This is a genomic window from Microlunatus sagamiharensis (assembly GCF_900105785.1).
In the GTDB taxonomy this organism is placed as follows: domain Bacteria; phylum Actinomycetota; class Actinomycetes; order Propionibacteriales; family Propionibacteriaceae; genus Microlunatus; species Microlunatus sagamiharensis.
In genome coordinates this window covers 2,823,009-2,846,927 of record NZ_LT629799.1, presented here as the reverse complement: position 1 = coordinate 2,846,927, position 23,919 = coordinate 2,823,009, and the positions used below count along the sequence as shown (strand labels likewise).

The window sequence follows — 23,919 nt, the reverse complement described above, 5'->3', positions numbered from 1 at the left end:
GTTCAGCTCCGCATGCTCCGCTGACCGCCGACCGACCAGACCCGGCTCACCCGCCCGTCCTCGGCGAAGTCGAAGACGTCGACCCCGCCCGCGACGGCGCCGTCCGCCTCGACGTCCCACAGCAGGCGACCGTGGTCGCCGTCGATCGCGTCGGCGACCGCGGTGAAGACGGTGCCTGCGTGCTCGCGGTGCCACCAGGCGAGGTAGCGGGCGAAGTCCTCGGCGGTGCGGATGTCGTCGGCGGGGGTGGAGCCGTCGCGCTCGGTCACGGCGAAGTGGATGCGGAAGTCCTCGGCGCAGAGGACGTGCGCGAGGGCCCCGTCGCCGTTCCACATGGTCAGCCACCGGTCGAGCGAGCGGCGGGCGGTGGTGGCGGGCTGCGTGGTCTCGGGCTGCGGGGTCTCGGGCAGGACGGTCGTGTCGGTCATGCCCCCACCGTCGTCGGCCGGGGCGACAACGGCATGTCGGTGTTTTCCGAGACGTTTTCGGGGACCGGCGTCGTCTAGGTGGTGAGCGGGAGCATCTCGCTCAGGTCGGCGCGCAGGCCGGAGGCCGCGACCTTCCCCGAGGCGAGCGCGTCGGCCCAGGTCGTGCGCCCGGTCGCCATCCGCAGGAACGTCGTCGCGTCGGTCTCCACGACGTTCGGCGGCGTGCCCCGGGTGTGCGTCGGACCGGGGTCGAGACGGCCGTCGCGCAGCACGGAGATCTGCACCGCGGCGTGCGGCGGGACGCGCACCTCCACCGAGCGTCCCGGGTAGCGCGTCTCCAGCACGCCGGCGAGGGCGCGGCAGGCGACGCCGATCGCCGGCTTCGCCTGGGGTGCGGGGTCGCGGTCCGGCAGCGAGCGGGTCAGGTCGTCGGCGTGCACGACGAGCTCCACCACCGCGGGACCGACCACGTCGGGTGGGAGCGGGGCGCCGTCGAGCCGCTCGAGCGCCTCGTCCACGCGGTCGAGCAGCGCGCCGTACGCGAACCGGTCGGCGTGCTCGAGCGCCCGCTGCCGCGACCCCTCCGCCGAGCCGGGCTCCGGTCCCAGCCCGCCGGCGGTCCGCTGCAGGCCGAGGTCGAGGTGGGCCAGCACCGCGTGCACGTCCCAGCCCTCGAGGACCGTCGGTCGCGAGGCGTCGGCGTCGTCGAGGTCGGCGAACCAGCCGAGCAGCTGCCGGCCCTGGTCGACCAGCGCCTCGCTCGGCGTCCGGCGGGTCCGCACCACGGCCTGGTCCTCCTCGGGGCTCCGCCCCGGCGAGGCGTCCCGGGGCGCCCCGACGTTACGCGACGCCCCCGAGGACGGCGCGTGCGTCCGTACGATCTCCCCCGTGAGGACCGAGACGGCGCAGGGGGCGCTCGCGCGTCGTGGCTTCACCGACGCCGAGACGGCCAGCCGGCGGGTCGCGTCGTGGACCCAGCACCAGCTGCGCCTGCTCGACGTCGTCGTCCGTGCGGCCGACCCCGACCTCACGCTGACCTCGCTCGACCGTCTCGACGACGCCGACCCGGGCCTGCTCGACCGGCTGGTCGACGACCCCGAGCTCGCCGGGCACCTCGTGCCGGTGCTCGGGGCGAGCGTCGCCCTCGGCCAGCACCTCGTCTCCCACCCCGAGCTCGTCGACGCCCTGGACGGGCCGCTCCGCCGGACGACGGCGACCGACCTCCGCCGCGAGCTGCTCCTCGCGGTCGGCGCCGACCCGGCCGCCGACGTGCCCGTGGCCACCGACCTCGTGGGCGACGGGCTGCGGCTGGCCTACCGTGCGGCCCTGCTGCGCGTGGCGGCCCGCGACCTCTGCGCGCCGGAGCCGATCGAGGCGGTCGACGGCGTGGCCGACGAGCTGTCCGACCTCGCCGACGCGACGCTCGAGGCGGCCCTGGCCATCGCGCGGGCCAAGGCCGGGCCGGAGGCGGCGAGCACGCGGCTGGCCGTCGTCGCGCTCGGCAAGACCGGCGCGCAGGAGCTGAACTACCTCAGCGACGTCGACGTCCTCTTCGTCGCCGAGCCGGTCCGCGACGCCGAGGGGCGCCCGGTCGTCGAGAACGAGCGCGCGATCAGCCTGGCCACGCGGATGGCCGCCGAGATGACCCGGATCTGCTCGGCGCACACCGCCGCGGGGACGATCTGGGAGGTCGACGCCGCGCTGCGGCCGGAGGGCAAGGCGGGCCAGCTCGTCCGCACCCTGTCGAGCCACGCGAAGTACTACTCCACCTGGGCCAAGACCTGGGAGTTCCAGGCGATGCTCAAGGCCCGGCCCGCCGCCGGCGACCTCGCTCTCGGCGGGGAGTTCGTCGACCTCGTCACCCCGTACGTCTGGCGCGCCGCCGAGCGCGAGGGGTTCGTCCACGACACCCAGGCGATGCGGCGCCGCGTCGTCGCCCACATCCCGGCGCGCGACGCCGGCCGCGAGCTGAAGCTGGGGGAGGGAGGCCTGCGCGACGTCGAGTTCTCCGTGCAGATGCTCCAGCTCGTGCACGGCCGCGTCGACGAGTCGCTGCGCGTCGGCGCGACGCTGCCCGCGCTCAAGGCCCTCGTGGACGGCGGCTACGTCGGTCGCGAGGACGGCAAGACGCTGGGGCTGGCGTACCGGTTCCTGCGCGTCCTCGAGCACCGGATCCAGCTCTTCCGCCTGCGCCGCACGCACGTGCTGCCCGAGTCGGAGGAGGACCTGCGCCGCATCGGGCGCTCGCTCGGCTACCCCGACCCGGTGACCGAGCTGGTCTCCACCTGGCGCAACGTCGCCGGTTCGGTGCGGAGGCTGCACGAGCGGCTCTACTACTCCCCGCTGCTCGAGGCCGTCGCGCGCATCCCCACGAGCGAGCTGCGCCTGACCACCCGTGCCGCGGAGGACCGGCTGCAGGCCCTCGGCTACGACGACCCGGCCGCCGCGCTGCGCCACATCGCCGCGCTCAGCCAGGGCGTCAGCCGTCAGGCCGGCATCCAGCGCCAGCTGCTCCCGGCCATGCTCGGCTGGTTCGCCGAGGCGCCGAACCCCGACGCCGGGCTCTTCGCCTTCCGCCAGGTCTCCGAGGCGCTCGGCTCGTCCCCCTGGTACCTCCGGGCGCTGCGCGACGAGGGCGCCATGGCCGAGCGGCTCGCGAAGATCCTGGCCAGCAGCCGGTACGCGGTCTCGCTGCTCCTGCGCGCACCGCAGACCGTGCAGATGCTCGCCGAGGAGGAGCACCTGCGCCCGCGGCCGCTGGCCGACGTCCGCAGCGAGATGCTCGCCGCGGCCCGGCGGCAGTCGAGCAGCGCCGCCGCCGTCGAGGCCGTCCGGGCGATCCGGCGCCGCGAGCTGTTCCGCATCGCCGCAGCCGACCTGCTCGGCGAGGTCGACGTGCTGCAGGTCGGGGAGGCGCTCACCGACCTCGTCTCGGCCACCGTCCACGCCACGCTGGAGACCCTGCGGGCCAACGCCGACCAGCCGGTGCCTCCGATCGCCGTCGTCGCGATGGGGCGTTGGGGCGGGCGCGAGCTGTCGTACGCCTCGGACGCCGACGCGATGTTCGTCATGGGCGACACGACCGGTGACGGTCCGCAGCCCACCGACCCCGTACGCCTCGCCGGTGCCGTGATCACGCAGCTGCGCAAGCTGCTGGCCCAGCCCGGGGCTGACCCGGCGCTCTCGGTCGACGCGGACCTCCGGCCCGAGGGCAAGGGCGGCGCGCTGGTCCGCTCGCTCGCCGCGTACCGGAACTACTACCAGCGCTGGTCCTCGACCTGGGAGCTGCAGGCCCTCGTCCGTGCCGACGCCCTGGCCGGCGACCCCGACGTCGGGGCCGGGCTCATGGCCGAGGTCGACCGGCGCCGCTGGCCCGAGGAGGGGCTGACCAGCGCCCAGCTCGTCGAGATTCGCAAGCTCAAGGCGCGCGTCGAGGCCGAGCGGCTGCCGCGTGGCGCCGACCCGCAGCGGCACACCAAGCTCGGGCCGGGCGGTCTCGCCGACGTCGAGTGGACGGTGCAGACCCTGCAGCTGCAGCACGCGCACCGGCTGCCGCAGCTGCGCTCGACGCAGACGGTCGTCGCCCTGCGCGCGGCCCGCGACGCCGGGCTCATCGACCCGCTCGACGCCGGCCAGCTCGAGGAGGCCTGGCTGCTCGCGAGCCGGATCCGCAACTCGATCATGCTGATGCGCGGCCGCGCCTCGGACTCGATCCCCTCCGACAACCGCGAGCTCGCCGCCCTCGCCGAGCTCCTCGGCTACGGCCCGGGGGAGTCCTCCCACCTGATCGCCGACTACCGCCGCGTCACCCGTCGCGCCCGCCAGGTCGTCGACCGCGTCTTCTGGGAGGAGTAGGCGCCCTGTCTGCGCCCCGCTCGCGAGCTCGGCGGTCCTCGGTGGGCTCGGGCCTGCCCGACGCGCACCGTGCCGGCTGACGGCGCGTCTAGCGTCGCGACGTCCCTACCTACCTCGTTCGAACCAGGCGCCGGTGATGAACGAGCGCCGCCGGGCCACGCGAAGGGCGTCGCCGTACGCCTCGAGCGTCGCGGCCGCGGTGGTCGACCAGCTGAACCTCGACGCGTGCGCCGCCGCGTTCGCCCCGAGCCGGACGCGCTCGGCCGGGTGGTCGAGGACCTCGGCGAGCATGTCGGCCCAGTCGTCGGGGTCGTGGCCGTCGACGAGGCGACCGGTGTGGGAGTCGCGGACCGCGTGGCGCAGCCCGCCGACGTCGGTGGCGACCACGGGACGCCCGCAGGCCTGGGCCTCGAGGGCGACGAGCCCGAACGACTCGCTGTAGGACGGGACGCCGACGACGTCGGAGACGCAGTAGTAGCGGAAGAGCTCCGAGCGCTCCGCGTGCGGACGGAACTCGACCACGTCGCCGACGCCGAGCTGCTCGGCCAGCGGGGCCAGGGTGCCGGACCAGCCGGCGTCCGGCCCGCTCGCGCTGCCGATGACGATGAGCCGGAGGTGCCGGCGGCGGGCGGGCTCGCGCTCGAGGAGCCGGGCGACCGCGCGGATCAGGACGTCGGGCGCCTTGAGGGGCTGGATCCGCCCGACGAAGAGCACCACCTGCGCGTCCTGGGCGACGCCGAGCAGCTCGCGCGACTCCTGCTGGTCGCAGGGGTGGAAGGTGTGCAGGTCGACGCCCGGCGGCACGACCGAGACCTGGTCGGGACGGGCGCCGTACGCGCGGACGAGGTCGGCCGCCTCGTCCTCGGTGTTCGCGGTGAGGACCTCGGCGCCGGAGACGACCTGCGACTCCCCGAGCGCGCGCAGGTCGGGCTCGGTCACCCCGCCGGAGGGGCGGCTGCCGTTCTTGACCCGCGCCATCGTGTGCATCGTGTGGACCAGCGGCAGCCCGTGGCTGCGGCGCAGGGCGAGCCCGACCATCCCCGACAGCCAGTAGTGGCTGTGCACGAGGTCGTACGCCGACGCCACCGACTCGAGACGGTCGGAGAACTCCGGGACCAGGTCCGGCAGGTCCTCCTTGGCGACGGGCCCGCGCGGGCCCGCGGGGACGTGGAGCACGCGCAGGTTGTCGTCGACCTCGACGACCTCGGCGGGCGCCGTGCCGTCGTCGCGGGTGAAGACGTCGACGTGCAGGCCGCGCTCGGCGAGCCGGCGGGCGACCTCGGCCACGTAGACGTTGAGGCCGCCGGCGTCGCCGACGCCCGGGGTGGCCAGCGGGGAGGTGTGCAGGCTGACCATGGCGACACGGCGCGGGTAGTCGACGGACACGTCCACGCCGCGATCATCCCGTCTGCCACGGGTCTCCACGACCCGCTCCGTGCGGCCCCTGCCGCCTGTCCGTCTCAGCCTAACGGGCCGCTCACCAGCAGCAGCGCCGCGAGGGCGAGGGCGAGCCCGACCACCTGGAGGGCGCGCAGCCGCTCGCCGTCGACGGCGAGGGCGAGCAGCACGGTGGTGACGGGGTAGAGCGCCGCGAGGGGCGCGACCAGGCTGAGGTCGCCGTAGCGCGTGGCGACGAGGAAGAGCGCGTTCGCCGACATGTCGAACGGTCCGGCGACGCACGCCCAGGCCAGGGCGCGCCCGCGGGGCCAGGTGCCGCTGCCGGGCACCAGCGCCGGACGGGCACGGGTCGCCGCGACGAGCGCCGCGCAGACGCCGAGCGCCGCGAGCTGGGCGCTCCCGATCGGCCACAGCCCGGCGTCGCCGCCCGGCGCCGCCTCGTTGGCGCGGGCGAGGAACACGAAGAACAGCGCGAAGCCCACGCCGGCCGCGACCGCCATGGCGACCAGGCGTCCGGTGACGAGCGACGTCGTGCCGGGCCTCGGCGGCGCGAGGCTGACCAGGGCGATCGCGACCAGCGCGCAGACCACGCCGACGAGCGACACCGGGCTCGGCCGCTCGCCGCCGACGAGCCCGACCACGACCGGGATCGCGGCCGAGGTGACCGAGGTGATCGGGGCGACGACGGTCATCGCCCCGCCCGACAGCGCCGCGTAGAAGACGACGACCCCGAAGGCGCCGAACATCCCGGCGAGGGCACCCCAGCCCAGGCTCGCGCCGTCCGGCGTGCTGGACAGCAGGAGCAGGGAGAGCGCGAGCAGCGGCAGGCTCGCCAGCTTGGAGACCAGCACGACCGGCAGCGCGCCCGCCCGCTGCGTCGCCTTGCCGCCCGCGAAGTCGCCGACGCCCCAGACGAGCCCCGACACCCCGGCCAGGACGACGAACAGCACCGGCTCAGGCTAGAGGTCGTGGTGCAGCAGACTTCTGCGCCGATGTCCTGTGAACAACCATTCGGTCTGGCCAAATGATTCTGATCGGGCCTTAGTGTGTAAATGTGCTCAGGGAAATGTTCGACAAGTCGCGGATGACAGGCGTCCTCGTCCCGATCACGGGCACGGACCCTCGGCTGGGGCCCTGGGAGCACGTGGCCTTCGCGGCTCACCCGCTCCCTGATCAGGAGCCGTTCCTGTGCGGCGCCACCTATCGCCAGGTCGCCCGCGCTCGCGCGGCGCTGGCCAGCCTGGACAGCACGGCTCGCCAGCTGGCGAACCCGACCCTGCTGCGTCGTCCGGTCCTCCGTCGCGAGGCGCAGAGCACGTCGGCGCTCGAGGGCACGTACGCCCCGCTGGTCGAGGTGCTGGCCGCTGACGAGGACGAGCCGCAGACGACCGACCTCCGAGAGATCTTGAACTATCTGACGATGGCCGAGCAGGCGTTCGCGTGGCTGGCCGACGGACGACCGCTCACCCCTGGGCTGCTGACGAACCTCCAGGGCGTCCTCGTGCACGGGACGCCGAGCGCGGAGAAGTGGCCAGGCCAATTCAGGGGAGAGCAGGTCGTGATCGGTCGGCGGCAGGACGCGTCGCACTCCGACCCGCCCGTCCGGGCAGCTCGATTCATACCGAGCCCACCGGGCCAGGACCTCGAGGCGAGAGTCCGAGACCTGCTCGCGTGGGTGAACCGTGATCACGGCGAGGACATCGACCCCGTCGTCGCCACGGCGATGGCGCACTACCAGTTCGAGGCGTTGCACCCCTTCTTCGATGGCAACGGTCGTGTCGGGCGGCTGCTCGTCGTGATGCAGCTGCTGACGGAGGGGGTGCTCTCGGAGCCGACGCTCAGCGTGTCGCCCTGGTTCGAGGCACGTCGGACCGCGTACTACGACGCCCTCTTCGCGGTGAGCGCGCACGGCGACTGGGACCGCTGGGTCGCGTTCTTCGGTGCGGGGCTCGAGGCGTCGGCCGTCGACACGCACCGGCAGATGCTCCGGCTGCTCTCGGTCCGTGACGAGCTCCTCGTGCAGGTCGGAGCCTCGTCCCTGCGTTCGGCGACGGCCCTGAAGCTCGTGGACCTCGCGGTGTCCAGAACGTCGTTCACCGTTAAGCAGGCCGCCGCCGAGCTCGACGTCGGCTACGCCCGAGCCAACACCCTCGTGGCCACGCTCGTTGGCCTCCACGTCCTTGCCCCGGTACGCGAGGGTGCTGCGTACGGGCGGCGCTTCCACGCCCCTGCCGTGGTCGAGGTGCTCCTGCGTCCGTGATGTAGGAGGGGCCGCGGCGGAGAGTCGTCAGCGGCCTGCACGGCTCCCGGTGTGTGACGCCCGCCCCGCTGGGCAAACTTCCTCCAGAACACCGATCGAGAACCGAGGAGGAACCATGGCGAAGTCAGTCGCCACCGTGTGGGTGCCCGTGGACGACATGGACCGGGCGAAGCGCTTCTACGGCGAGACCCTGCGGCTGCAGGTCACCAAGGAGACGCCGGAGTGGAGCGAGGTCGACGCCGGCAACCTCACCATCGGGCTCAACGCCCGCGAGGAGACCGCGCGCCACGCCGAGGGCGGCGCGGTGATCACCTTCACTCCCGAGGGCGGGATCGACGCCGAGGTGGGGCGCCTGGAGGGCGAGGGCATCACCTTCCCGGGCGGCATCAGCGACCACCCGTGGGGCCGGATCGCGCCGTTCCGCGACTCCGAGGGCAACGACCTGCAGCTGTACGCCCCGCCGGCGGACTGAGCCCAGGCGCGCACGTCGGACGGGACCGGCCGGCCCCGGGCGGGCCCGGGTCCCCTCCGACGTGCCCGCCGCGGTGGAGGGTGCGGTGTAACGTCACGGACGTGACTGCAGTGACGCAGATCTCCTCCTGTGGCGGGAACCGGCCGTGAGCACGGCCGTCCGTACGCCCGAGGACGTCTCCCCGGACCCGTCCGGCCCGACCGAGGACCGCTCCGGGCGACGGCGGGCCCACGGCCGGGAGAGCTGGGGCGCGTTCGCGTATCTCATCCCGGCGCTGGTGGTCTTCGGCGCGTTCTTCTTCTTCCCGCTCGCGCGCTCGTTCTACCTGTCCTTCCAGCGCAGCGACCTCTTCGGCCGCCCGAGCGGCTTCGTCGGCTTCGAGCACTACGCCGACCTCTTCACCGACGCCGGCTTCGGCAAGACGCTGCTGGTGACCTTCGGCTTCGTCCTGCTGACGGTGATCCCGAGCATGCTGATCGGGTTGGTGCTCGCGCTGCTGCTGTCGAACCGGATCCGGGGCCTCAAGTTCTTCCGCACCGCCTTCGCGTTGCCGTTCGCGTTCTCCGTCGCGACCGCCGCCGTGGTGTTCGGTGTGATGCTCAACCCGGCGACCGGGGTGGTCAACGGCCTGCTGTCCTACCTCGGGGCCGGGCCGGTGGGCTGGCTCACCGAACCCTCCACCGCGCTGCTGTCGGTCGCCATCACCTCGGTGTGGATGCAGGTCGGCTACAACCTGCTCGTCCTGTCCGCCGGGCTCGGCGCGGTGCCCGACGACGTCCTCGAGGCCGCCCGCCTCGACGGGGCGTCCGGGCTGCGGCTGCAGACGGGCGTGGTGCTGCCGCTGATCAGCCCGCAGCTGTTCTTCCTCGCGGTGACCGGGACGGTCCAGGCGCTGCAGAGCTTCGGCCAGATCCACATCCTCACCCGAGGCGGGCCCGACCGGTCCACCCAGACGCTCGTCTACTCGATCTACGACGTCGCCTTCGCCAACAACAACTCCAACTTCGGGGCCGGGTCGGCCCAGGCGATCGTGCTGCTCGTCGTGGTCCTCGCGATCACGGCGTTCCAGTTCGGCTTCCTCGAGCGGAAGGTGTTCTACGCCTGATGGCCACCCTCACCTCCACCCCGGGGCTGGCCGCGGGCCGGCCCGCGAGCCCCACCCGTCGCCGCCGCGGCGCCCGCGACGGCCGCACGCCGGTCGGCACCTACGTGCTGCTCGGGCTGCTCTTCGTCGTGCTGCTCTTCCCCGTCTACTACGGGATCATCGGCAGCTTCATGAGCCCGAGCGACATCAACACGTTCCCGGCCAAGCTGTGGCCGACGAGCGGCTTCGTCGCCGAGAACTACGCGAACGCGCTCGACGTCATCCCGCTGCTGCGCCAGTACCTGAACTCGCTCGCGGTCGCGGTGCTGGTCGTCCTCGGCCAGCTGCTGACCAGCGTGCTGGCCGCGTACGCGCTGGTCTTCCTGCGGCTGCGGGGCAAGCGGTTCTGGTTCGCGCTGCTGCTCTCCACGATGATGATCCCCTGGGAGGCGATCATCATCCCGAACTACCTGGCGATGGCCCAGCTCGGGCTGATCAACACCATCGCCGCGCTGGCGTTGCCCTACCTCGCCGCCGGCTTCGGGGTGTTCCTCGTGCGGCAGGCGTTCCTGACCTTCCCGATGGAGCTGCGCGATGCCGCCCGCGTCGACGGCGTCGGCAACCTCGGCTTCCTCTGGCGGATCCTCGTGCCGCTGACCCGCCCTACGCTCGCCGCGCTCGGGGTGTGGTCGTTCCTCTCGGCCTGGAACATGTACTTCTGGCCGCTGCTGATCACCCAGGCGCCGGAGAACCAGACGATCCAGATCGGCATCGCCCAGCTGCAGTCGGTCGACGCGAACGACCCGGGGATGGTCCTCGCCGGTGTCGTGCTCGCGCTGCTCCCGACGCTCGCGCTGGTGCTCTTCGGGCAGCGGTTCATCGTCCGCGGGCTGACGGCGGGGTCGAGCCGATGAGCGCCCCTCGCGCGCCGCGCCTGTCGCGGGGGCGCCGCCTGCTCGCCGCGGTCCTCAGCACCTTCCTGGTCGTCGGCCTGGCCGCCTGCGGGAGCGGCCGGCCGGAGGGCAACCTCGACGTACCGGCCAAGGACGCGCTCGAGCGCGCGACCGGGGTCACCAAGGTGACCTTCTGGCACTCGATGGACTCCAGCAACGGCGTCGCGCTGCGGGCCCTGGTCGACAAGTTCAACGCCGCGCACGCCGGCAAGGTCGAGGTCAGCGCCGTCTTCCAGGGCGACTACGACACCGCGATCACCAAGTACAAGGCCTCGGTGCAGTCGGGCACGACGCCCTCGATCATCCAGATCTACGACATCGGCACGCAGTTCATGGTCGACTCGAAAGAGGTCGTGCCGGTCTCCGGCTTCGCCCAGCGCGACGGCTACGACCTCGGCGTGATCCAGAAGAACATCGCCGGCACCTACACCGTGAACGGGACCCAGTGGTCGATGCCGCTGAACAGCTCGGTGCCGCTGCTCTACTACAACAAGACCGCGTTCGAGGCGGCCGGGCTCGACCCCGACAAGCCCCCGCAGAACCTCGACGAGATCCGTGCGGCCGCCGAGAAGCTGAGCAAGGTCAACGGCGGGCCGGTGGCGTACGGGTTCGGCGCCGCGATCTACGGCTGGTACCTCGAGCAGCTCGCGGCGACGGCGGGCGAGGAGTTCTGCGACCCGCAGAACGGGCGTACGGGGCGCCGGGTGACGAGCGCCGACTTCTCCTCGCCGACGATCCTCGCCTCCGTGCAGTGGTGGCAGAAGATGGTCGCCGACGGCCTGGCCGTGAACACCGGCCGGGTCAGCAAGGACGCGCAGGACGCGTTCAAGGCGGGCCAGACCGCGATGACCTTCGAGTCGACGGGCCAGGTGAAGGGCTTCACCGCGGCCTCGCAGGGCAAGTTCGAGCTCGGTGCCGCGCCGTTCCCGGTGGTCAGCGGCTCCGAGGCGCCCGGCAACGGGCCGTCGGTCGGCGGCGGCAGCCTCTGGATCTCCGGGCCCGGGCACAGCGAGGCCGAGAAGGAGGCGTCGTGGGAGCTCGCGCAGTTCCTCGCGCAGCCTGACTCGCAGGCGTTCTGGCACACCCAGACCGGCTACTTCCCGGTCAACCAGAAGGCGCTCGACCTGCCCGAGGACAAGGCGTTCGTCGCCAAGAACCCGCTCTTCACCGTCGCCATCGACTCGCTGAACAAGACGGACGTGTCGCCGGCGACGACGGGCTGCGCCGCCGGCCCGATGCCGCAGATGCGCAAGGCGCTCGAGGACGGTCTCGAGCGGGCGCTGATCGGCAAGGACCCGGCGACCTCGCTGCGCAAGGTGCAGGAGAACGTCGCCGAGTCGGTCGAGAGCTACAACGAGTCGGTGGGCGGGTCCTGAACCGTCGGTGCCGGGCTCGGCCCAGGACGCGAACAGTGGCGCGGACCGAGGTCCGCGCCGCTGCGCTGCTGCTTGAGACTGAGTGCCGACCGGCGGGCGCCTCACGGCGAAAGGCCGCTCGTAGCGGCTGAGGTTAGAGCCCGGGGGCCACGAACCGGCCGGCACGAGACGTAACCGTAGCCGAGGGCCGCGCTATTCCAAGGGCGTCGTCGAACTTTCCGCCGAAATTCCCCCGGAGGGGTGTCGACCGACCGGCGGGGAGCTCAGGCGAGCAGACCGACGAGCTCGTCCCAGTTCTCGACGAGGGCGAGCACACCGACCGCCCGGAGCTGCCGGACGCGCTCGTCGCGCTCCGCGGCCTGGACGAACTGCAGGTTGCCGACCGTGGGGATGCCGGCGGCGACGGCCGCGGTCGCGCCGGTGGGGGAGTCCTCGAGGGCCACGGCCTGCTCGGACCGCAGCCCGAGCGCGTGCAGCGCGTACGTGTAGATGGCCGGGTCGGGCTTGCTCGTCGGGACGGGCAGCGAGTCCTCAGCGCTGAAGCGGCGCTCCGGCGGGAACCACCCGGCCATCCCGGTCACCTCGAAGCAGGCGGCGATCCGGTCGTCGGCGCTCGAGCTCACCGCGGCGAGCCCGAAGCGCTCGGCCAGCCGGGTCAGCGGCTCGAGGACGTCCGGGTCGGGGTGCAGCGCCGTGCGCAGGTGGGCCGTGACCGCCTGCCGCTCGCGCCGGACCAGCTGCTCGAGCTCCTCGGCCGTGAGGTCGGGCAGCCCGTGCTCGCGGGTGAGCGCGGCCAGGATCGTGCGGTAGCTCCGCCCGGTCGCGGCCAGCCGGAGCTCCTCCGCGCCGTACTGGCGGGCGACGCCGTGCTCGGCGAAGTAGGCGTTCGTCACCTCGACCGACGCCTCGAAGGCCGGCTCCTCGGAGGGGAAGAGGTTGCCGTCGGCGTCGCAGAGCACGACCTCGACGTCGGTCAGTTCGGGGAGCGCGGCCACCGGCCGAGCCTACGGGTCGCCCGGGCCTCCGCCGTGCGGTCGGGTCACGTGACGCGGAGGCCCGGAGCCGTGGGTGTGCCGCTGGGCGGAGCGGGGTAGGGGGACGGCGAACGGCACGGCAGCGCAGCGGTGTCCCGACAGCGACCGGGAAAGACCCGTCGTGCCACTCCACGCCCGCGCCTGCGCGCGCCCCTCGCCCCTGCCGATCCCGGCGGCCGCTCGATGAGCGACATCGCCGCCCTCGGGCTCCGCTGGCTCCGCCTCGGCCTCCCCGTCGTGCCCATGAGGTACCCGGACGCGCCCGGGCCGGGCCGCGGGCGGTCGTCGGCCTCCGCGTCGCCTGCCCCCACTGCACCAACACCGACACCCTGACGCGACACTGCCGCGAGGACCGCTGCGGCTGGGTCAGCTGCACCTGCGGCGCGCTCGTCTACTCCCGCCGGCGGCACCGCCACCCGCGCCACGGCAGCGAGCGCGACACCTGCCACGACCCCGCGGCCGCCGCCTGAGCGACGTCCTGCTGAAAAGGCGTCACTCGATGAGGCCGAAGCCCGCGCGCTGAGCGTGGACAACACGTCGGCCGCCCATCGAGTGAGGCCTTCTCAGCGAAGCCCCCCGAACAGACCGAGGCCCGCCGCACCAGCAGGTGCGACGGGCCTCGGTCTACCGGAGGATCAGACGTCGTAGTAGAGCTCGAACTCGTGCGGCGTCGGACGCAGGCGGATCGCGTCGATCTCGGCGCGCTTCAGCTCGACCCAGGTCTCGATCAGGTCGGGGGTGAAGACGTCGCCGCCGAGCAGGAACTCGTGGTCGCGCTCGAGGTTGTCGAGCACGCCGCCGAGGCTGTCGGGGACCGTGGGCACGTTCGCGTGCTCCTCGGGCGGCAGCTCGTAGAGGTCCTTGTCGACCGGGGCCAGCGGCTCGGTCTTGTTCTGGATGCCGTCGATGCCGGCCATGAGGATCGCCGCGAACGCGAGGTACGGGTTCGACGACGGGTCGGGGCAGCGGAACTCGACGCGCTTGGCCTTCGGGTTGGACCCGGTGATCGGGATCCGCATGGCGGCCGAGCGGTTGCGCGAGCTGTAGACCAGGTTGACCGGCGCCTCGAAGCCGGGGACGAGCCGGTGGAACGAGTTCACGCTCGGGTTGGTGAACGCCAGGATCGAGGGCGCGTGGGCCAGGACGCCGCCGATGTACCAGCGGGCCAGGTCCGAGAGGCCGCCGTAGCCGGCCTCGTCGTAGAACAGCGGCGTGCCGTCGTTCCAGATCGAGCTGTGCACGTGCATGCCCGAGCCGTTGTCACCGAAGATCGGCTTGGGCATGAACGTGGCGGTCTTGCCCGCGGCCCACGCCGTGTTCTTGATGATGTACTTGAACTTCTGCACGTCGTCGCCCGCGGCGAGCATCGTGTTGAAGCGGTAGTTGATCTCCGCCTGGCCGGCGGTGCCGACCTCGTGGTGCGCGCGCTCCACGGTCAGGCCGGCGCCCTCGAGGTTGAGCGTCATCTCGTCGCGCAGGTCGGCGAAGTGGTCGACCGGCGGGACCGGGAAGTAGCCGCCCTTGTACTTGACCTTGTAGCCGCGGTTGCCGCCCTCCTCGATGCGCCCCGTGTTCCAGGCGCCGGCGACGGAGTCGATCGAGTAGTGGCCGGTGTTCTGCTTCGTCTCGAAGCGCACGTCGTCGAAGACGTAGAACTCGGCCTCGGGGGCGAAGAACGCGGTGTCGCCGATGCCGGTGGAGGCCAGGTAGTTCTCCGCCTTGCGCGCGATGTTGCGCGGGTCGCGGCTGTAGGGCTCCTTGGTCAGCGGGTCGTGCACGAAGAAGTTCAGCGCGAGGGTCTTCGTCTTGCGGAACGGGTCGATGAACGCCGTGGTCGGGTCCGGCAGCAGCGCCATGTCGGACTCGTGGATCTTCTGGAAGCCACGGATGGAGGAGCCGTCGAAGGCCAGGCCGTCGCTGAACACGGCCTCGTCGAACGAGCCGGCCGGCACGGTGAAGTGCTGCATCTGGCCGGGCAGGTCGCAGAACCGGATGTCGACGATCTCGACGCCCTCGTTCTTGATGTAGGCCAACAGGTCGTCGGCGCCTTGGAACATCTGTCCTCCGGGTTCTCGACGCGCCGGGTGCGCGTGCACGGGTAGGGCTGGGTCAGGAACGGGCTCTCACGAGCGTGCACGGGCAGGCTCTCACGGGCCCCCACCTCACACGTCCACGGGTAGCGAACGTAGGGACGTGGGGTTGCCGGTGCGTTTCCGGATTGTTCCGCTGACGTAACACGGGCTCCGTACGAGCCCGGGCGGATCTGGGCGGACCGCCGGTGCCGGACCTCCGGGTACCTTCGAGGTGTGGCCCGACCGATCGACGCGACCGCCGGAGCGGGCGGCTCCGAGCCCTATCCCGGCGAGCGGGTCGGGCTCCCGGAGACCGGCCGCGGCTCGCTCGCGACCTGGGGCGCCCGGATCGTCGCGCTCCTGCTCGACTGGGTGATGAGCACCGTCCTCGCGGTGCTGTTCTTCGGCACCCGCGTGCTCAGCTCCGACGGCTGGACGTCGTGGATGACCATGGTCATGTTCTTCGTCCAGACCACCGTGCTCGTCGCCCTCGCCGGGGCCAGCGCCGGGCAGCTGCTCTGCCGTCTGGCCGTGGTCCGGCTGGACAACCAGCCCGTCGGCTTCCTCCGGGCCGGGCTGCGCGCCCTGATGGTGTGCCTCGTGCTGCCCGCCGTCGTGATCGGGACCGACCGCCGTGGACTGCACGACCTCGCCGCCGGCACGGCCGTGGTCAACCGCCGCTGAACCCTTCCTCCGCACCGCCCGGCTGCGCCACCATGAGGCGTGCGGAGGTGGATGGCGTGAGCGAGGCGTACGAGCAGGTCGAGGTGGCGAGCGCCGCCGAGCTGCGGGCGTGGCTGGAGGAGCACCACGCGTCCTCGCCCGGCATCTGGCTCGTCACGGGCAAGAAGGCCGCGGGCGAGCGCTACGTCGCGTACGAGGACCTGGTCCGCCAGGCGCTGTGCTTCGGCTGGATCGACGGCCAGGCCCGCCCGCTGGACGCGCTGCGCTCCCAGCAGCTGCTCACGCCGCGCCGGCCCCGCAGCGGCTGGTCCCGGCCCAACAAGCTCCGAGTCGCCGAGCTCGAGGCGGCCGGGCTGATGGCGCCGGCGGGCCGCGCGGCGGTCGCGGCGGCCAAGGTGTCCGGGACCTGGAACAGCCTGGACCTCGTGGAGGACCTCGTCGTGCCGCCGGACCTCGCGGCCGCGCTCGACGCCGAGCCCGGGGCCCGGGAGCACTGGCAGGCCTACCCGCGCTCGGTGAAGCGCTTCGCGCTCGAGCAGGTCTACGGCGCCAAGCGTGCAGCCACGCGGGAGAAGCGCGTCGCCGCGACCGTGGCCCTCGCGGCCGCCGACGAGCGCCCGGCGGCCTTCCGGAGAGCCGGGGCGCGCCCGGAGCCGGCTACGTGACCGTGCTGCGGGTCCGGTGGGCCGGGTCCTCGTACGCGCGGGTGTCGAGCACGTCGGCGAGCGCGTCCACGGCGTCCCACACGTCGACGAAGCGCAGGTAGAGCGGCGTGAGCCCGAACCGCATGCAGTCCGGCTCGCGGTAGTCACCCACCACCCCGCGGGCGATCAGCGCCTGGACGACGGCGAACGCGTCCGGATGGGCGAGGGTCAGGTGGCTGCCACGGCGCTCGTGCTCACGTGGGGTGACCAGCGTGAGCGGGTGGTCGCCGCAGCGCTGCTCGACGAGGTCGAGGAACAGGTCGCCGAGCGCGAGGGACTTGGCGCGCACGGCGGCCAGATCGGCGCAGGAGGCGATGTCCAGACCGCACTCGACCAGGGCCAGGGAGACGACCGGCTGCGTCCCGCTGAGGAAGCGGCCGACGCCCTCGGCCGGCTCGAAGGCGCTCTCCATGGCGAAGGGCCGCGCGTGGCCCCACCAGCCGGGCAGCGCCGAGGTGCCGGCGCCGGCGTGGCGCGGGTGGACCCAGAGGAAGGCGGGGGAGCCGGGCCCGCCGTTGAGGTACTTGTACGTGCACCCGACCGCGAAGTCGGCGTCGGCGCCGCTGAGGTCGATCGGCAGCGCGCCGACGGAGTGGGCGAGGTCCCAGACGACGAGGGCGCCGGCCGCGTGGACGCGGGCGGTCACGTCGGCGAGGTCCCAGAGCGCCCCGGTGCGGTAGTTGACGTGGCTGAGCGTCACGACGGCCGGACCGTCGGCCAGGGCCGCGTCGAGGTCGGCCGGGCTCTCGATCAGCCGGAGCTCGTGGCCCTGCCCGAGCAGCTCGGCCAGCCCGGCCGCGACGTAGAGGTCGGTCGGGAAGTTGTCGCGCTCGCTCACCACCAGGCGCCGCCCGGGAGCGGCGGAGGACTGCAGCGTCATCGCCGCGGCCAGCGCCTTGAAGAGGTTCGACGTCGTGGTGTCGGTGACGAGCGTCGTGCCCGGGCCGCCGCCGATCAGCGGGGCCAGGCGGTCGCCCAGCCGGCCGGGCAGCTCCCACCAGCCGGCGCTGTTCCAGCTGCCGATGAGGTCGTGGCCCCACTCCTGCTCCACGACCTGCGCCGCCCGCGCGGCCGCGGCCCGGGGGCGCACGCCGAGGGAGTTGCCGTCGAGGTAGACCAGCCCGTCGGGCACCGCGAACTCGTCGCGGAGGGCGGCGAGCGGGTCGGCCTCGTCGAGGCGTACGCAGTCGGCGCGCGTGGTCGGCGCCGTCATCACCCGACGAGCTCCGCGGCCTCGAGCCAGGCCAGCTCGAGGTCGTCCTTCTCGGCGCTCGCGGCGTCCAGCTCGCGCTGCAGGTCGGCGAGCTTGCTGTAGTCGGCGGCCGCCCGCGCCATCTGGTCGTGCAGCGAGGCGATCCGGCGGTCGACCTTGCCGATCTGCGACTCGACGCGCGACATGGTCTTCCGCGCGGCGCGCAGGTCGGCGCTCGCGCTCGGCGCGCCCGTCGCCGGACCGCTCGGCAGGTCCCCGGCGGCCGCCCGCTGGCGACGCACCTCGAGGTACTGCTCGACGCCGCCGGGCAGCAGCACGCAGGTGCCGTCGCCCATCAGCGCGTAGGTGACGTCGCAGACGCGCTCCAGGAAGTACCGGTCGTGGCTGACCACGACGAGCGTCCCCGGCCAGCCGTCCAGGTAGTCCTCGACGACGTTCAGCGTGTCGATGTCGAGGTCGTTGGTCGGCTCGTCGAGGAGCAGGACGTTCGGCTCGGCGAGCAGCAGGCGCAGCAGCTGCAGCCGTCGGCGCTCACCGCCCGAGAGGTCGTCGAGACGCGTCGTCAGCTTGTTGCCGGTGAAGCCGAAGCCCTCCAGCAGGCTGCTGGCGGTGACCTCCTTGCCGGTGGCGACCTGGACCTGGCGGCGCACGCCCTCGACCGACTCGAGCACGCGCTCGGACCCGGTCAGCCCGCCGAGCTGCATGAGCGTCTGACCCAGGTGCCCGACGTTCAGGGTCTTGCCCTGCTTGACCGTGCCCGACGTGGGCTGAGCCTCGCCGGTGAGCAGGCGCAGCAGCGAGGTCTTGCCGGCGCCGTTCACGCCGACCAGCCCGATGCGGTCGCCCGGCCCGATCGACCAGGTGAGGTCCTCGAGCAGCACCTTCGGCGGGTGCCCCACCGAGAGGTTCACGTGCGTGAGGTCGAAGACGTCCTTGCCCAGCCGGCTCGTGGCGAAGCGCTGCAGCTCGAAGCGGTCGCGCGGCGGCGGCTCGTCGGCGATCAGGGCGTTGGCCGCGTCGATCCGGAACTGCGGCTTCGACGTCCGCGCGGGCGGGCCACGCCGGAGCCACGCGAGCTCCTTGCGCAGCAGGTTCTGGCGACGCGCCTCGTTGGCGCTGGCCTGGCGGGCGCGCTCGGCTCGGGCGAGGACGTACGCCGCGTAGCCGCCGTCGTACGCGTCGACGCGGGCGTCGTGGACCTCCCAGATCCGCGTGCAGATCGCGTCGAGGAACCACCGGTCGTGGCTCACCACGAGCATCGCGACGGAGCGGGCCTGGAGGGCGTTGAGCGCGTCGGCGAGCCAGGCGACGGCCTCCACGTCGAGGTGGTTCGTCGGCTCGTCGAGGACCAGCAGGTCGTGGTCGCCCAGCAGCAGCTCGGTGAGCGCGACGCGGCGCCGCTCGCCGCCGGAGAGCGTGGTCAGCTCGGTGTCGAGGTCGATGTCGGCGAGCAGGTGCTCCACGACGGAGCGGGTGCCGGCGTCGGCGGCCCAGACGTGGTCGGGCTCGCCGTCGACGATGATCGCGCGCACGGTGGTGCCCGGCGGGACGTCGTCGGTCTGGTGCAGGTGGCCGACGGAGACGCGGCCGGTCTGCGTGACACGGCCGGAGTCGGGCTCGCCCTCGCCGGTCAGGATCTTGAGCAGGGTGGTCTTGCCGTCGCCGTTGCGCCCGACGACCCCGATGACGTCGCCGCGGGAGAGGCCGAGGCTGACGGAGTCGAGGAGCGTACGGGTGCCGAAGGTGATGCCGATGCGTTCGGCGTTGACGAGGCTGACCATGACCGGCCCAGTGTTCCACGCCCGTGGGAGGTGGCGGCGCCCACGGACGCGGCGCATGATGACGACGTGGCCGACTGGAACCAGCAGATCATCGACGAGTTCCGTGCCAACGGCGGCACGGTGGCGACCATGGGGTTCGGGCGCGGGCTGGTCCTCGTGCACCACCTCGGCGCGCGGACGGGCACCGAGCGGGTCAGCCCGATCGCCAACATCCGCGAGGAGGACGGTTCACGGCTGGTCGCGGCCTCCAAGGCCGGCGCCCCCGACAACCCCGCCTGGTACCACAACCTGCTCGCGCACCCCGACGTGACGATCGAGACCCCGGAAGGGGAGGAGCAGGTCCACGTCACGGAGCTGACCGGCGCCGAGCGGGACGCCGCGTGGGAGCGGTTCAAGCAGATGTCCGACGGCTTCCGCTCCTACGAGGAGAAGACGACCCGCACCATCCCGGTGCTGCGCCTGACGCCACGCGCTCAGGGCGCGGGACGCACGAACGCTCCCTGAGCCCGTCGGAGGCGCAGGGAGCGTTGCGGCGGGTCAGCGCCCGCGGGTCGCCTGGCGCGAGCTGCGGACGTGGCGGGGGTCGCCGGGCATGGGGCCCTTGGGCATGCCGATGACGGGGCGGACGGCATCGAGGGCGCGGAGGCGCTGCTTGAGGTCGGTGACCTGGTTGGACTCGAGGGTCTTCGGCAGCTTGCGGATGCGGTCGGCCAGCTTGTCGAGCGGCACCTGGTTGGGCGCGTCGCCCATCACCAGCGTCGTGACGGTGATCCCGTACGCCACGCGCTCGTGCTTGCGCGCCTCGCTCTGCAGGAGCGGGCGGACGCGGCTCGCCTCGCCCTCCCCGATCAGGACCAGGCCGCCCGGGCCGATGGTGCGGTGCACGACGTCGCGCTGGCGCGTGGCGGCGACGACGGGGCTCGAGACCCACTGCTTGGGCAGCATCGACAGCGCCACCTCGGCCGAGCCGGTCTGCCCGGCGTAGCGCTTGTAGGTCGCGCGCTTGGCGCGCCGGACCAGCAGCATCATCGCGAGCAGCAGGCCGACGAGCAGGCCCATCACGACGAGGTAGATCAGGTGGTCCCACAGCAGACCGACGGCGACACCGATCGCGACGGGGACCAGGAACGCCGCCGCGAGCAACCAGGGCAGCTGCGGGTCGAACTCGTGGGTGACCTTGTAGGCCTGCCCGATCTGACGGAACCGGCCCATGTCGGCCGGGTCGGTCGAGTTCTTCCGGCGCTCCTTGATCGCCGCGCGGGCCGCCTTGGCCTGGGCCTTGGCCTCCTTGGCGGTGGGCGTCTTGGTCGCCTGGGCGCCCTTCGCCGGGGTCACGGCGGTGGACCCCGTACGGGTCGTCGTCCTGCGCTCGGCCATCAGCGGCCGACCTCCTCCATCGTCAGGTTGTCGCGCGACTCGAGCGCCTCGCGGTACAGCCGGCCGGCCCGGTAGGACGAGCGGACCAGCGGCCCGCTCAGGACGCCGGCGAAGCCGATCTCCTTCGCCTCCGCGGCGAGCTCGACGAACTCCTCCGGCTTGACCCAGCGGTCGACCGGGTGGTGCCGCGGCGAGGGGCGCAGGTACTGCGTGATGGTGATGATCTCGGTACCGGCCTCGTGCAGGTCGCGCAGCGCCTCCGAGACCTCCTCGCGGGTCTCGCCCATGCCGAGGATGAGGTTGGACTTGGTCACCATGCCGGCCGCGCGGGAGTAGCGCAGCACGCCGAGGGACCGCTCGTAGCGGAAGCCGGGACGGATGCGCTTGAAGATCCGCGGCACCGTCTCGACGTTGTGCGCGAACACCGCCGGGCCCGCCGCGAACAGCTGGTCGAGGAAGTCGGTGTTGCTCGAGAAGTCCGGCGCCAGCATCTCGACGCCGGTGCCCGGGTTGAGCTCGCGCACCTTGCGGATCGTCTCGGCGTAGAGCCAGGCGCCCTCGTCGGGGAGGTCGTCGCGGCAGACCCCGGTGATGGTCGCGTACTTCAGGCCCATCTTCTGCACCGACTCGGCGACGCGCAGCGGCTCGCCCGTGTCGAGGTCAGCCGGCTTGCCCGTGTCGATCTGGCAGAAGTCGCAGCGCCGCGTGCACTGGTCGCCCCCGATGAGGAAGGTGGCCTCGCGGTCCTCCCAGCACTCGAAGATGTTGGGGCAGCCCGCCTCCTGGCAGACGGTGTGCAGCCCCTCCGACTTCACGAGCTGCTGGAGGTCGCGGTACTCCGGACCCATCTTGGCGGTGGTCTTGATCCAGCTCGGCTTCTTCTCGATCGGGACCGCGGCGTTGCGGACCTCCAGCCGGAGCATCTTGCGTCCCTCGGGCGTCACGGTCACCCCGTCACGATACCCGCCGCCGCACAGGGAGCTCCCCCGACGCAGCGCCGTCGTACGCCTGTGGCACGAGCGCGCGGCCGCGGGAGTTCCCGGCGCGGGGCGAGACCTCAGGTGACGTCGCGGCGACGGAACACCAGGGCGGCCGACACGACGGCGACGACCGCCAGCGTGAGCCAGTAGAGGCTGCTGTGGGCGAACGAGACGTGCTTCTCGATCTCGGTGTAGTCGCTCCCGTCCGCCAGCGTGCTGCGGTACTGGGTGTAGGTCGCGCCGTGCTCGAGGAAGGCCTGCAGGTTGAGCTCGGGGAGGTAGGGCGGGAGCCAGGCGAGAGGGGCGTCGACGTCCTGCATGTAGCCCCCGACCACGGTGCGCACCAGGCCGTACGCGAGCGGCGCGGCGATGGCTGCGACGGTGTGCCGGGTGAGCAGGGCGATCACGTAGCCACCGAGCCCGGCGAGCGCGACCATGACGACGGCCCGACCCCCGGCGGCCAGGACGTGCCCGGACCGGACGAGCGGGTCACCGTGCCCCGCCACCTGCACGGCGGTCAGGCCGGTCGTGGCGAAGACCGCGACGGCACCGAGCAGGGCGGACGCCAGCAGCACGGCGACCGCCTTGGAGGTGAAGACCCGGAGCCGTTGCGGCACGAAGGTGAGCCAGTTGGCGAGCGAGCCGGTGGCGTACTCGGCGCCGATGAACGACGCTCCCACGAGGAAGGCGGCGAAGACCGACAGGTAGGTGGCGGTGCTGACGCCACTCAGCCCGATCTCGTCGAACGGCGGTGGCGTGACCTGGAAGCCGGCCTCCGTGGGCGCCGGGTCGTAGGACTCGCACTCCTCCTGGGTGCCGCCGCCCTGCTGGACGCACTCGGCGACCGACTGCGTGTGCTGCGCCTGCCAGCTCTGCTGGGCCGCCTCGTACGCCTGCCGGGCGCTCGCCTGGGCCTCGGCGGTCGGGGCGACCTCGGAGTGGATGAGGATCTGGAACAGTGCGACGACGGCCAGCACGACCACGGCGGCGACGATGCTCACCCGGCGCGAGCGCAGCCGGTCCAGCTCGGCGCCGGTGAGGCGCACCATGCCACTCACGACCGGCCCCCGCTCCGGCGCGGTGCCGACTGCGGCAGCGGCGGTGGTGGGGCGCTGTGCGGGGCGCCGGCGCCGAGGTGCTCCTCGGCGGTGAGGTTGAGGAAGACCTCCTCGAGGTCGGGGCGCTGCCAGACGAGCTCGGCGAGGTAGATCTCGCGCTGCGCGAGCACGCGGTTGACCGCGGAGGAGTCCAGGCGGGGCGCGCCCGGGCGGGCGCGGACGAGGACGGTGCCCTCCGGCCCGGGCTCGGGCGCGAACCCGGCCTCGACCAGGACCTGCGCGGCGACGGCCGGGTCGGGCACGCGGACCCGGACGGCCTCGGTGCCACCGCGGGCGAGGATGTCGTCGACGTCGCCCTCGGCGAGCAGCCGCCCGCGCCCGATGATCGTCACCGTGTCGGCGACCTGCTGCACCTCGTTGAGGATGTGGCTCGACACGAGCACGGTGCGCCCGGCGTCGGCCAGGCCGCGCATGGTCTGGCGGATCTCGTGGATGCCGGCGGGGTCGAGGCCGTTCGTGGGCTCGTCGAAGATCAGCAGCTCGGGGTCCTTGAGCAGCGTGCCGGCGATGGCCAGGCGCTGCTTCATGCCGAGGGAGTACGAGCGGAAGCGGTCGCGGCCGCGCTCGCCCAGCCCGACCTCCTCCAGCACCTGGGGCACGCGCTCCTTCGGTGCGCCGATGCCGGCGGCGAGGAGCTCGAGGTTGCGCCGGGCGGTGAAGGCGGGGAAGAACTTGGGCTGCTCGACGATCGCGCCGACGCGGTCGACGACCGCGGGCAGCCGCTCGGGGACGGGCTGGTCGAAGAGCGTCATGGTCCCCGAGTCGGGCCTGATCAGGCCGAGGAGCATGCGGATGGTCGTGGTCTTGCCCGAGCCGTTCGGGCCGAGGAAGCCGTGCACGCCGCCACGTGGGACGCGCAGGTCGAGGCCCTCCACGGCGACGCGGCGGCCCTTGCGGCTCCGGTAGGTCTTGCGCAGGTCCGTCGTCGAGACGGCCAGCTCGGGCGCGCGGGCGTGCCGGGGGGCAGCGCTCGTGGTCATGGGTCCACCCTCTGCTCGGGGGTCAGGGGCCACTCACGCTAGCGGCCGGGAGGTCCCACCCTCCCGGGGCGCGCGCGACCTGTCGTCCGCCCGGGGGACGTGTCGGGTCAGACCCTGGTCCCGGTTCGCGCTGCCGGTCTTCCTACCGGG

The 23,919-nt window shown here is 73.0% G+C and carries 21 protein-coding genes; 9 read left to right on the top strand and 12 right to left on the bottom strand.

All coding sequences use genetic code 11. The features are described from left to right. Positions 1–2: 2 nt before the first annotated feature. Entirely contained in the window at positions 3–428 is a 426-nt protein-coding gene (locus BLU42_RS13020; protein WP_091075007.1) for a nuclear transport factor 2 family protein, read from the bottom strand. A gap of 74 nt (positions 429–502) precedes the next feature. Further along, positions 503–1,213, bottom strand: coding sequence for a sterol carrier family protein (locus BLU42_RS13015; protein WP_157719968.1), 711 nt, complete (start codon positions 1,211–1,213; stop codon positions 503–505). A gap of 103 nt (positions 1,214–1,316) precedes the next feature. Between BLU42_RS13015 and BLU42_RS13010 the strand changes: the two genes are divergently transcribed. Then, on the top strand, positions 1,317–4,283 hold the full coding sequence (locus BLU42_RS13010) for a bifunctional [glutamine synthetase] adenylyltransferase/[glutamine synthetase]-adenylyl-L-tyrosine phosphorylase (protein WP_231918138.1): 2,967 nt from the start codon (positions 1,317–1,319) through the stop codon (positions 4,281–4,283). A gap of 105 nt (positions 4,284–4,388) precedes the next feature. Here BLU42_RS13010 and mshA read toward each other — a convergent pair whose 3' ends face one another. After that, positions 4,389–5,675, bottom strand: coding sequence for a D-inositol-3-phosphate glycosyltransferase (gene mshA, locus BLU42_RS13005; RefSeq protein WP_231918137.1), 1,287 nt, complete (start codon positions 5,673–5,675; stop codon positions 4,389–4,391). Between the two features lie 68 nt (positions 5,676–5,743). Then, a complete protein-coding gene (locus BLU42_RS13000; RefSeq protein WP_091075002.1) occupies positions 5,744–6,631 on the bottom strand; it encodes a DMT family transporter in 888 nt (295 codons plus the stop codon). Positions 6,632–6,747: 116 nt separating this feature from the next. Here BLU42_RS13000 and BLU42_RS12995 point away from each other — a divergent pair, with 116 nt between their 5' ends. From BLU42_RS12995 to BLU42_RS12975, 5 genes are all read left to right on the top strand, one after another. Beyond that, positions 6,748–7,941, top strand: a complete 1,194-nt coding sequence (locus BLU42_RS12995) for a Fic family protein (RefSeq protein WP_172825791.1) — start codon at positions 6,748–6,750, stop codon at positions 7,939–7,941. Between the two features lie 115 nt (positions 7,942–8,056). After that, positions 8,057–8,413: a VOC family protein gene (locus tag BLU42_RS12990; RefSeq protein ID WP_091075000.1), complete on the top strand. Its 357-nt coding sequence runs from the start codon at positions 8,057–8,059 to the stop codon at positions 8,411–8,413. 145 nt (positions 8,414–8,558) lie between these two features. Continuing rightward, positions 8,559–9,518 carry a carbohydrate ABC transporter permease gene (locus tag BLU42_RS12985; RefSeq protein ID WP_091074999.1) on the top strand — a complete coding sequence of 320 codons (960 nt, stop codon included), beginning with the start codon at positions 8,559–8,561 and terminating at the stop codon, positions 9,516–9,518. Next, positions 9,518–10,411 (top strand): carbohydrate ABC transporter permease, encoded by an 894-nt coding sequence (locus BLU42_RS12980; protein ID WP_091074996.1) that lies wholly within the window; start codon positions 9,518–9,520, stop codon positions 10,409–10,411. The genes BLU42_RS12985 and BLU42_RS12980 overlap by 1 nt, the downstream gene beginning before the upstream one ends. After that, positions 10,408–11,826 (top strand): ABC transporter substrate-binding protein, encoded by a 1,419-nt coding sequence (locus BLU42_RS12975; protein ID WP_091074994.1) that lies wholly within the window; start codon positions 10,408–10,410, stop codon positions 11,824–11,826. Before BLU42_RS12980 ends, BLU42_RS12975 begins: the two co-directional genes overlap by 4 nt. A 263-nt stretch (positions 11,827–12,089) precedes the next feature. Here BLU42_RS12975 and BLU42_RS12970 read toward each other — a convergent pair whose 3' ends face one another. Together BLU42_RS12970 and glnA are read right to left on the bottom strand one after the other, a co-directional pair. Further along, positions 12,090–12,821 (bottom strand): HAD family hydrolase, encoded by a 732-nt coding sequence (locus tag BLU42_RS12970; protein ID WP_091074992.1) that lies wholly within the window; start codon positions 12,819–12,821, stop codon positions 12,090–12,092. A gap of 674 nt (positions 12,822–13,495) precedes the next feature. Next, positions 13,496–14,917, bottom strand: coding sequence for a type I glutamate--ammonia ligase (gene glnA / locus BLU42_RS12965; RefSeq protein WP_091074990.1), 1,422 nt, complete (start codon positions 14,915–14,917; stop codon positions 13,496–13,498). A 249-nt stretch (positions 14,918–15,166) separates the two neighbouring features. Here glnA and BLU42_RS12960 point away from each other — a divergent pair, with 249 nt between their 5' ends. Both BLU42_RS12960 and BLU42_RS12955 read left to right on the top strand, forming a co-directional pair. Further along, positions 15,167–15,616, top strand: coding sequence for an RDD family protein (locus tag BLU42_RS12960; RefSeq protein WP_231918136.1), 450 nt, complete (start codon positions 15,167–15,169; stop codon positions 15,614–15,616). Between the two features lie 56 nt (positions 15,617–15,672). After that, the gene (locus tag BLU42_RS12955; protein ID WP_197680436.1) at positions 15,673–16,281 is read left to right on the top strand and encodes a YdeI/OmpD-associated family protein; all 609 of its coding nucleotides are present in this window, start codon (positions 15,673–15,675) and stop codon (positions 16,279–16,281) included. Here BLU42_RS12955 and kynU read toward each other — a convergent pair. Beyond that, complete coding sequence (kynU, locus tag BLU42_RS12950; protein ID WP_091080409.1) at positions 16,274–17,533, bottom strand: kynureninase; 1,260 nt, start codon at positions 17,531–17,533, stop codon at positions 16,274–16,276. The genes BLU42_RS12955 and kynU overlap by 8 nt on opposite strands. Continuing rightward, the gene (locus BLU42_RS12945) at positions 17,533–19,314 is read right to left on the bottom strand and encodes an ABC-F family ATP-binding cassette domain-containing protein (RefSeq protein ID WP_091074986.1); all 1,782 of its coding nucleotides are present in this window, start codon (positions 19,312–19,314) and stop codon (positions 17,533–17,535) included. Before BLU42_RS12945 ends, kynU begins: the two co-directional genes overlap by 1 nt. 66 nt (positions 19,315–19,380) lie before the next feature. Here BLU42_RS12945 and BLU42_RS12940 point away from each other — a divergent pair, with 66 nt between their 5' ends. Next, positions 19,381–19,818: a nitroreductase/quinone reductase family protein gene (locus BLU42_RS12940; protein WP_091074984.1), complete on the top strand. Its 438-nt coding sequence runs from the start codon at positions 19,381–19,383 to the stop codon at positions 19,816–19,818. A 33-nt stretch (positions 19,819–19,851) separates the two neighbouring features. On the opposite strand, the gene BLU42_RS12935 is transcribed toward BLU42_RS12940, so the two are convergent. The 4 genes from BLU42_RS12935 to BLU42_RS12920 all read right to left on the bottom strand — a co-directional run bounded on the left by BLU42_RS12935 (position 19,852) and on the right by BLU42_RS12920 (position 23,769). Next, positions 19,852–20,691 carry a DUF4191 domain-containing protein gene (locus BLU42_RS12935; protein ID WP_091074981.1) on the bottom strand — a complete coding sequence of 280 codons (840 nt, stop codon included), beginning with the start codon at positions 20,689–20,691 and terminating at the stop codon, positions 19,852–19,854. Continuing rightward, positions 20,691–21,614: a lipoyl synthase gene (lipA, locus tag BLU42_RS12930; RefSeq protein WP_091080406.1), complete on the bottom strand. Its 924-nt coding sequence runs from the start codon at positions 21,612–21,614 to the stop codon at positions 20,691–20,693. The genes BLU42_RS12935 and lipA overlap by 1 nt, the downstream gene beginning before the upstream one ends. 134 nt (positions 21,615–21,748) lie before the next feature. Beyond that, positions 21,749–22,720 (bottom strand): ABC transporter permease subunit, encoded by a 972-nt coding sequence (locus tag BLU42_RS12925; RefSeq protein WP_091074979.1) that lies wholly within the window; start codon positions 22,718–22,720, stop codon positions 21,749–21,751. 5 nt (positions 22,721–22,725) lie between these two features. Further along, entirely contained in the window at positions 22,726–23,769 is a 1,044-nt protein-coding gene (locus BLU42_RS12920; protein WP_091074977.1) for an ABC transporter ATP-binding protein, read from the bottom strand. Positions 23,770–23,919 lie beyond the last annotated feature (150 nt).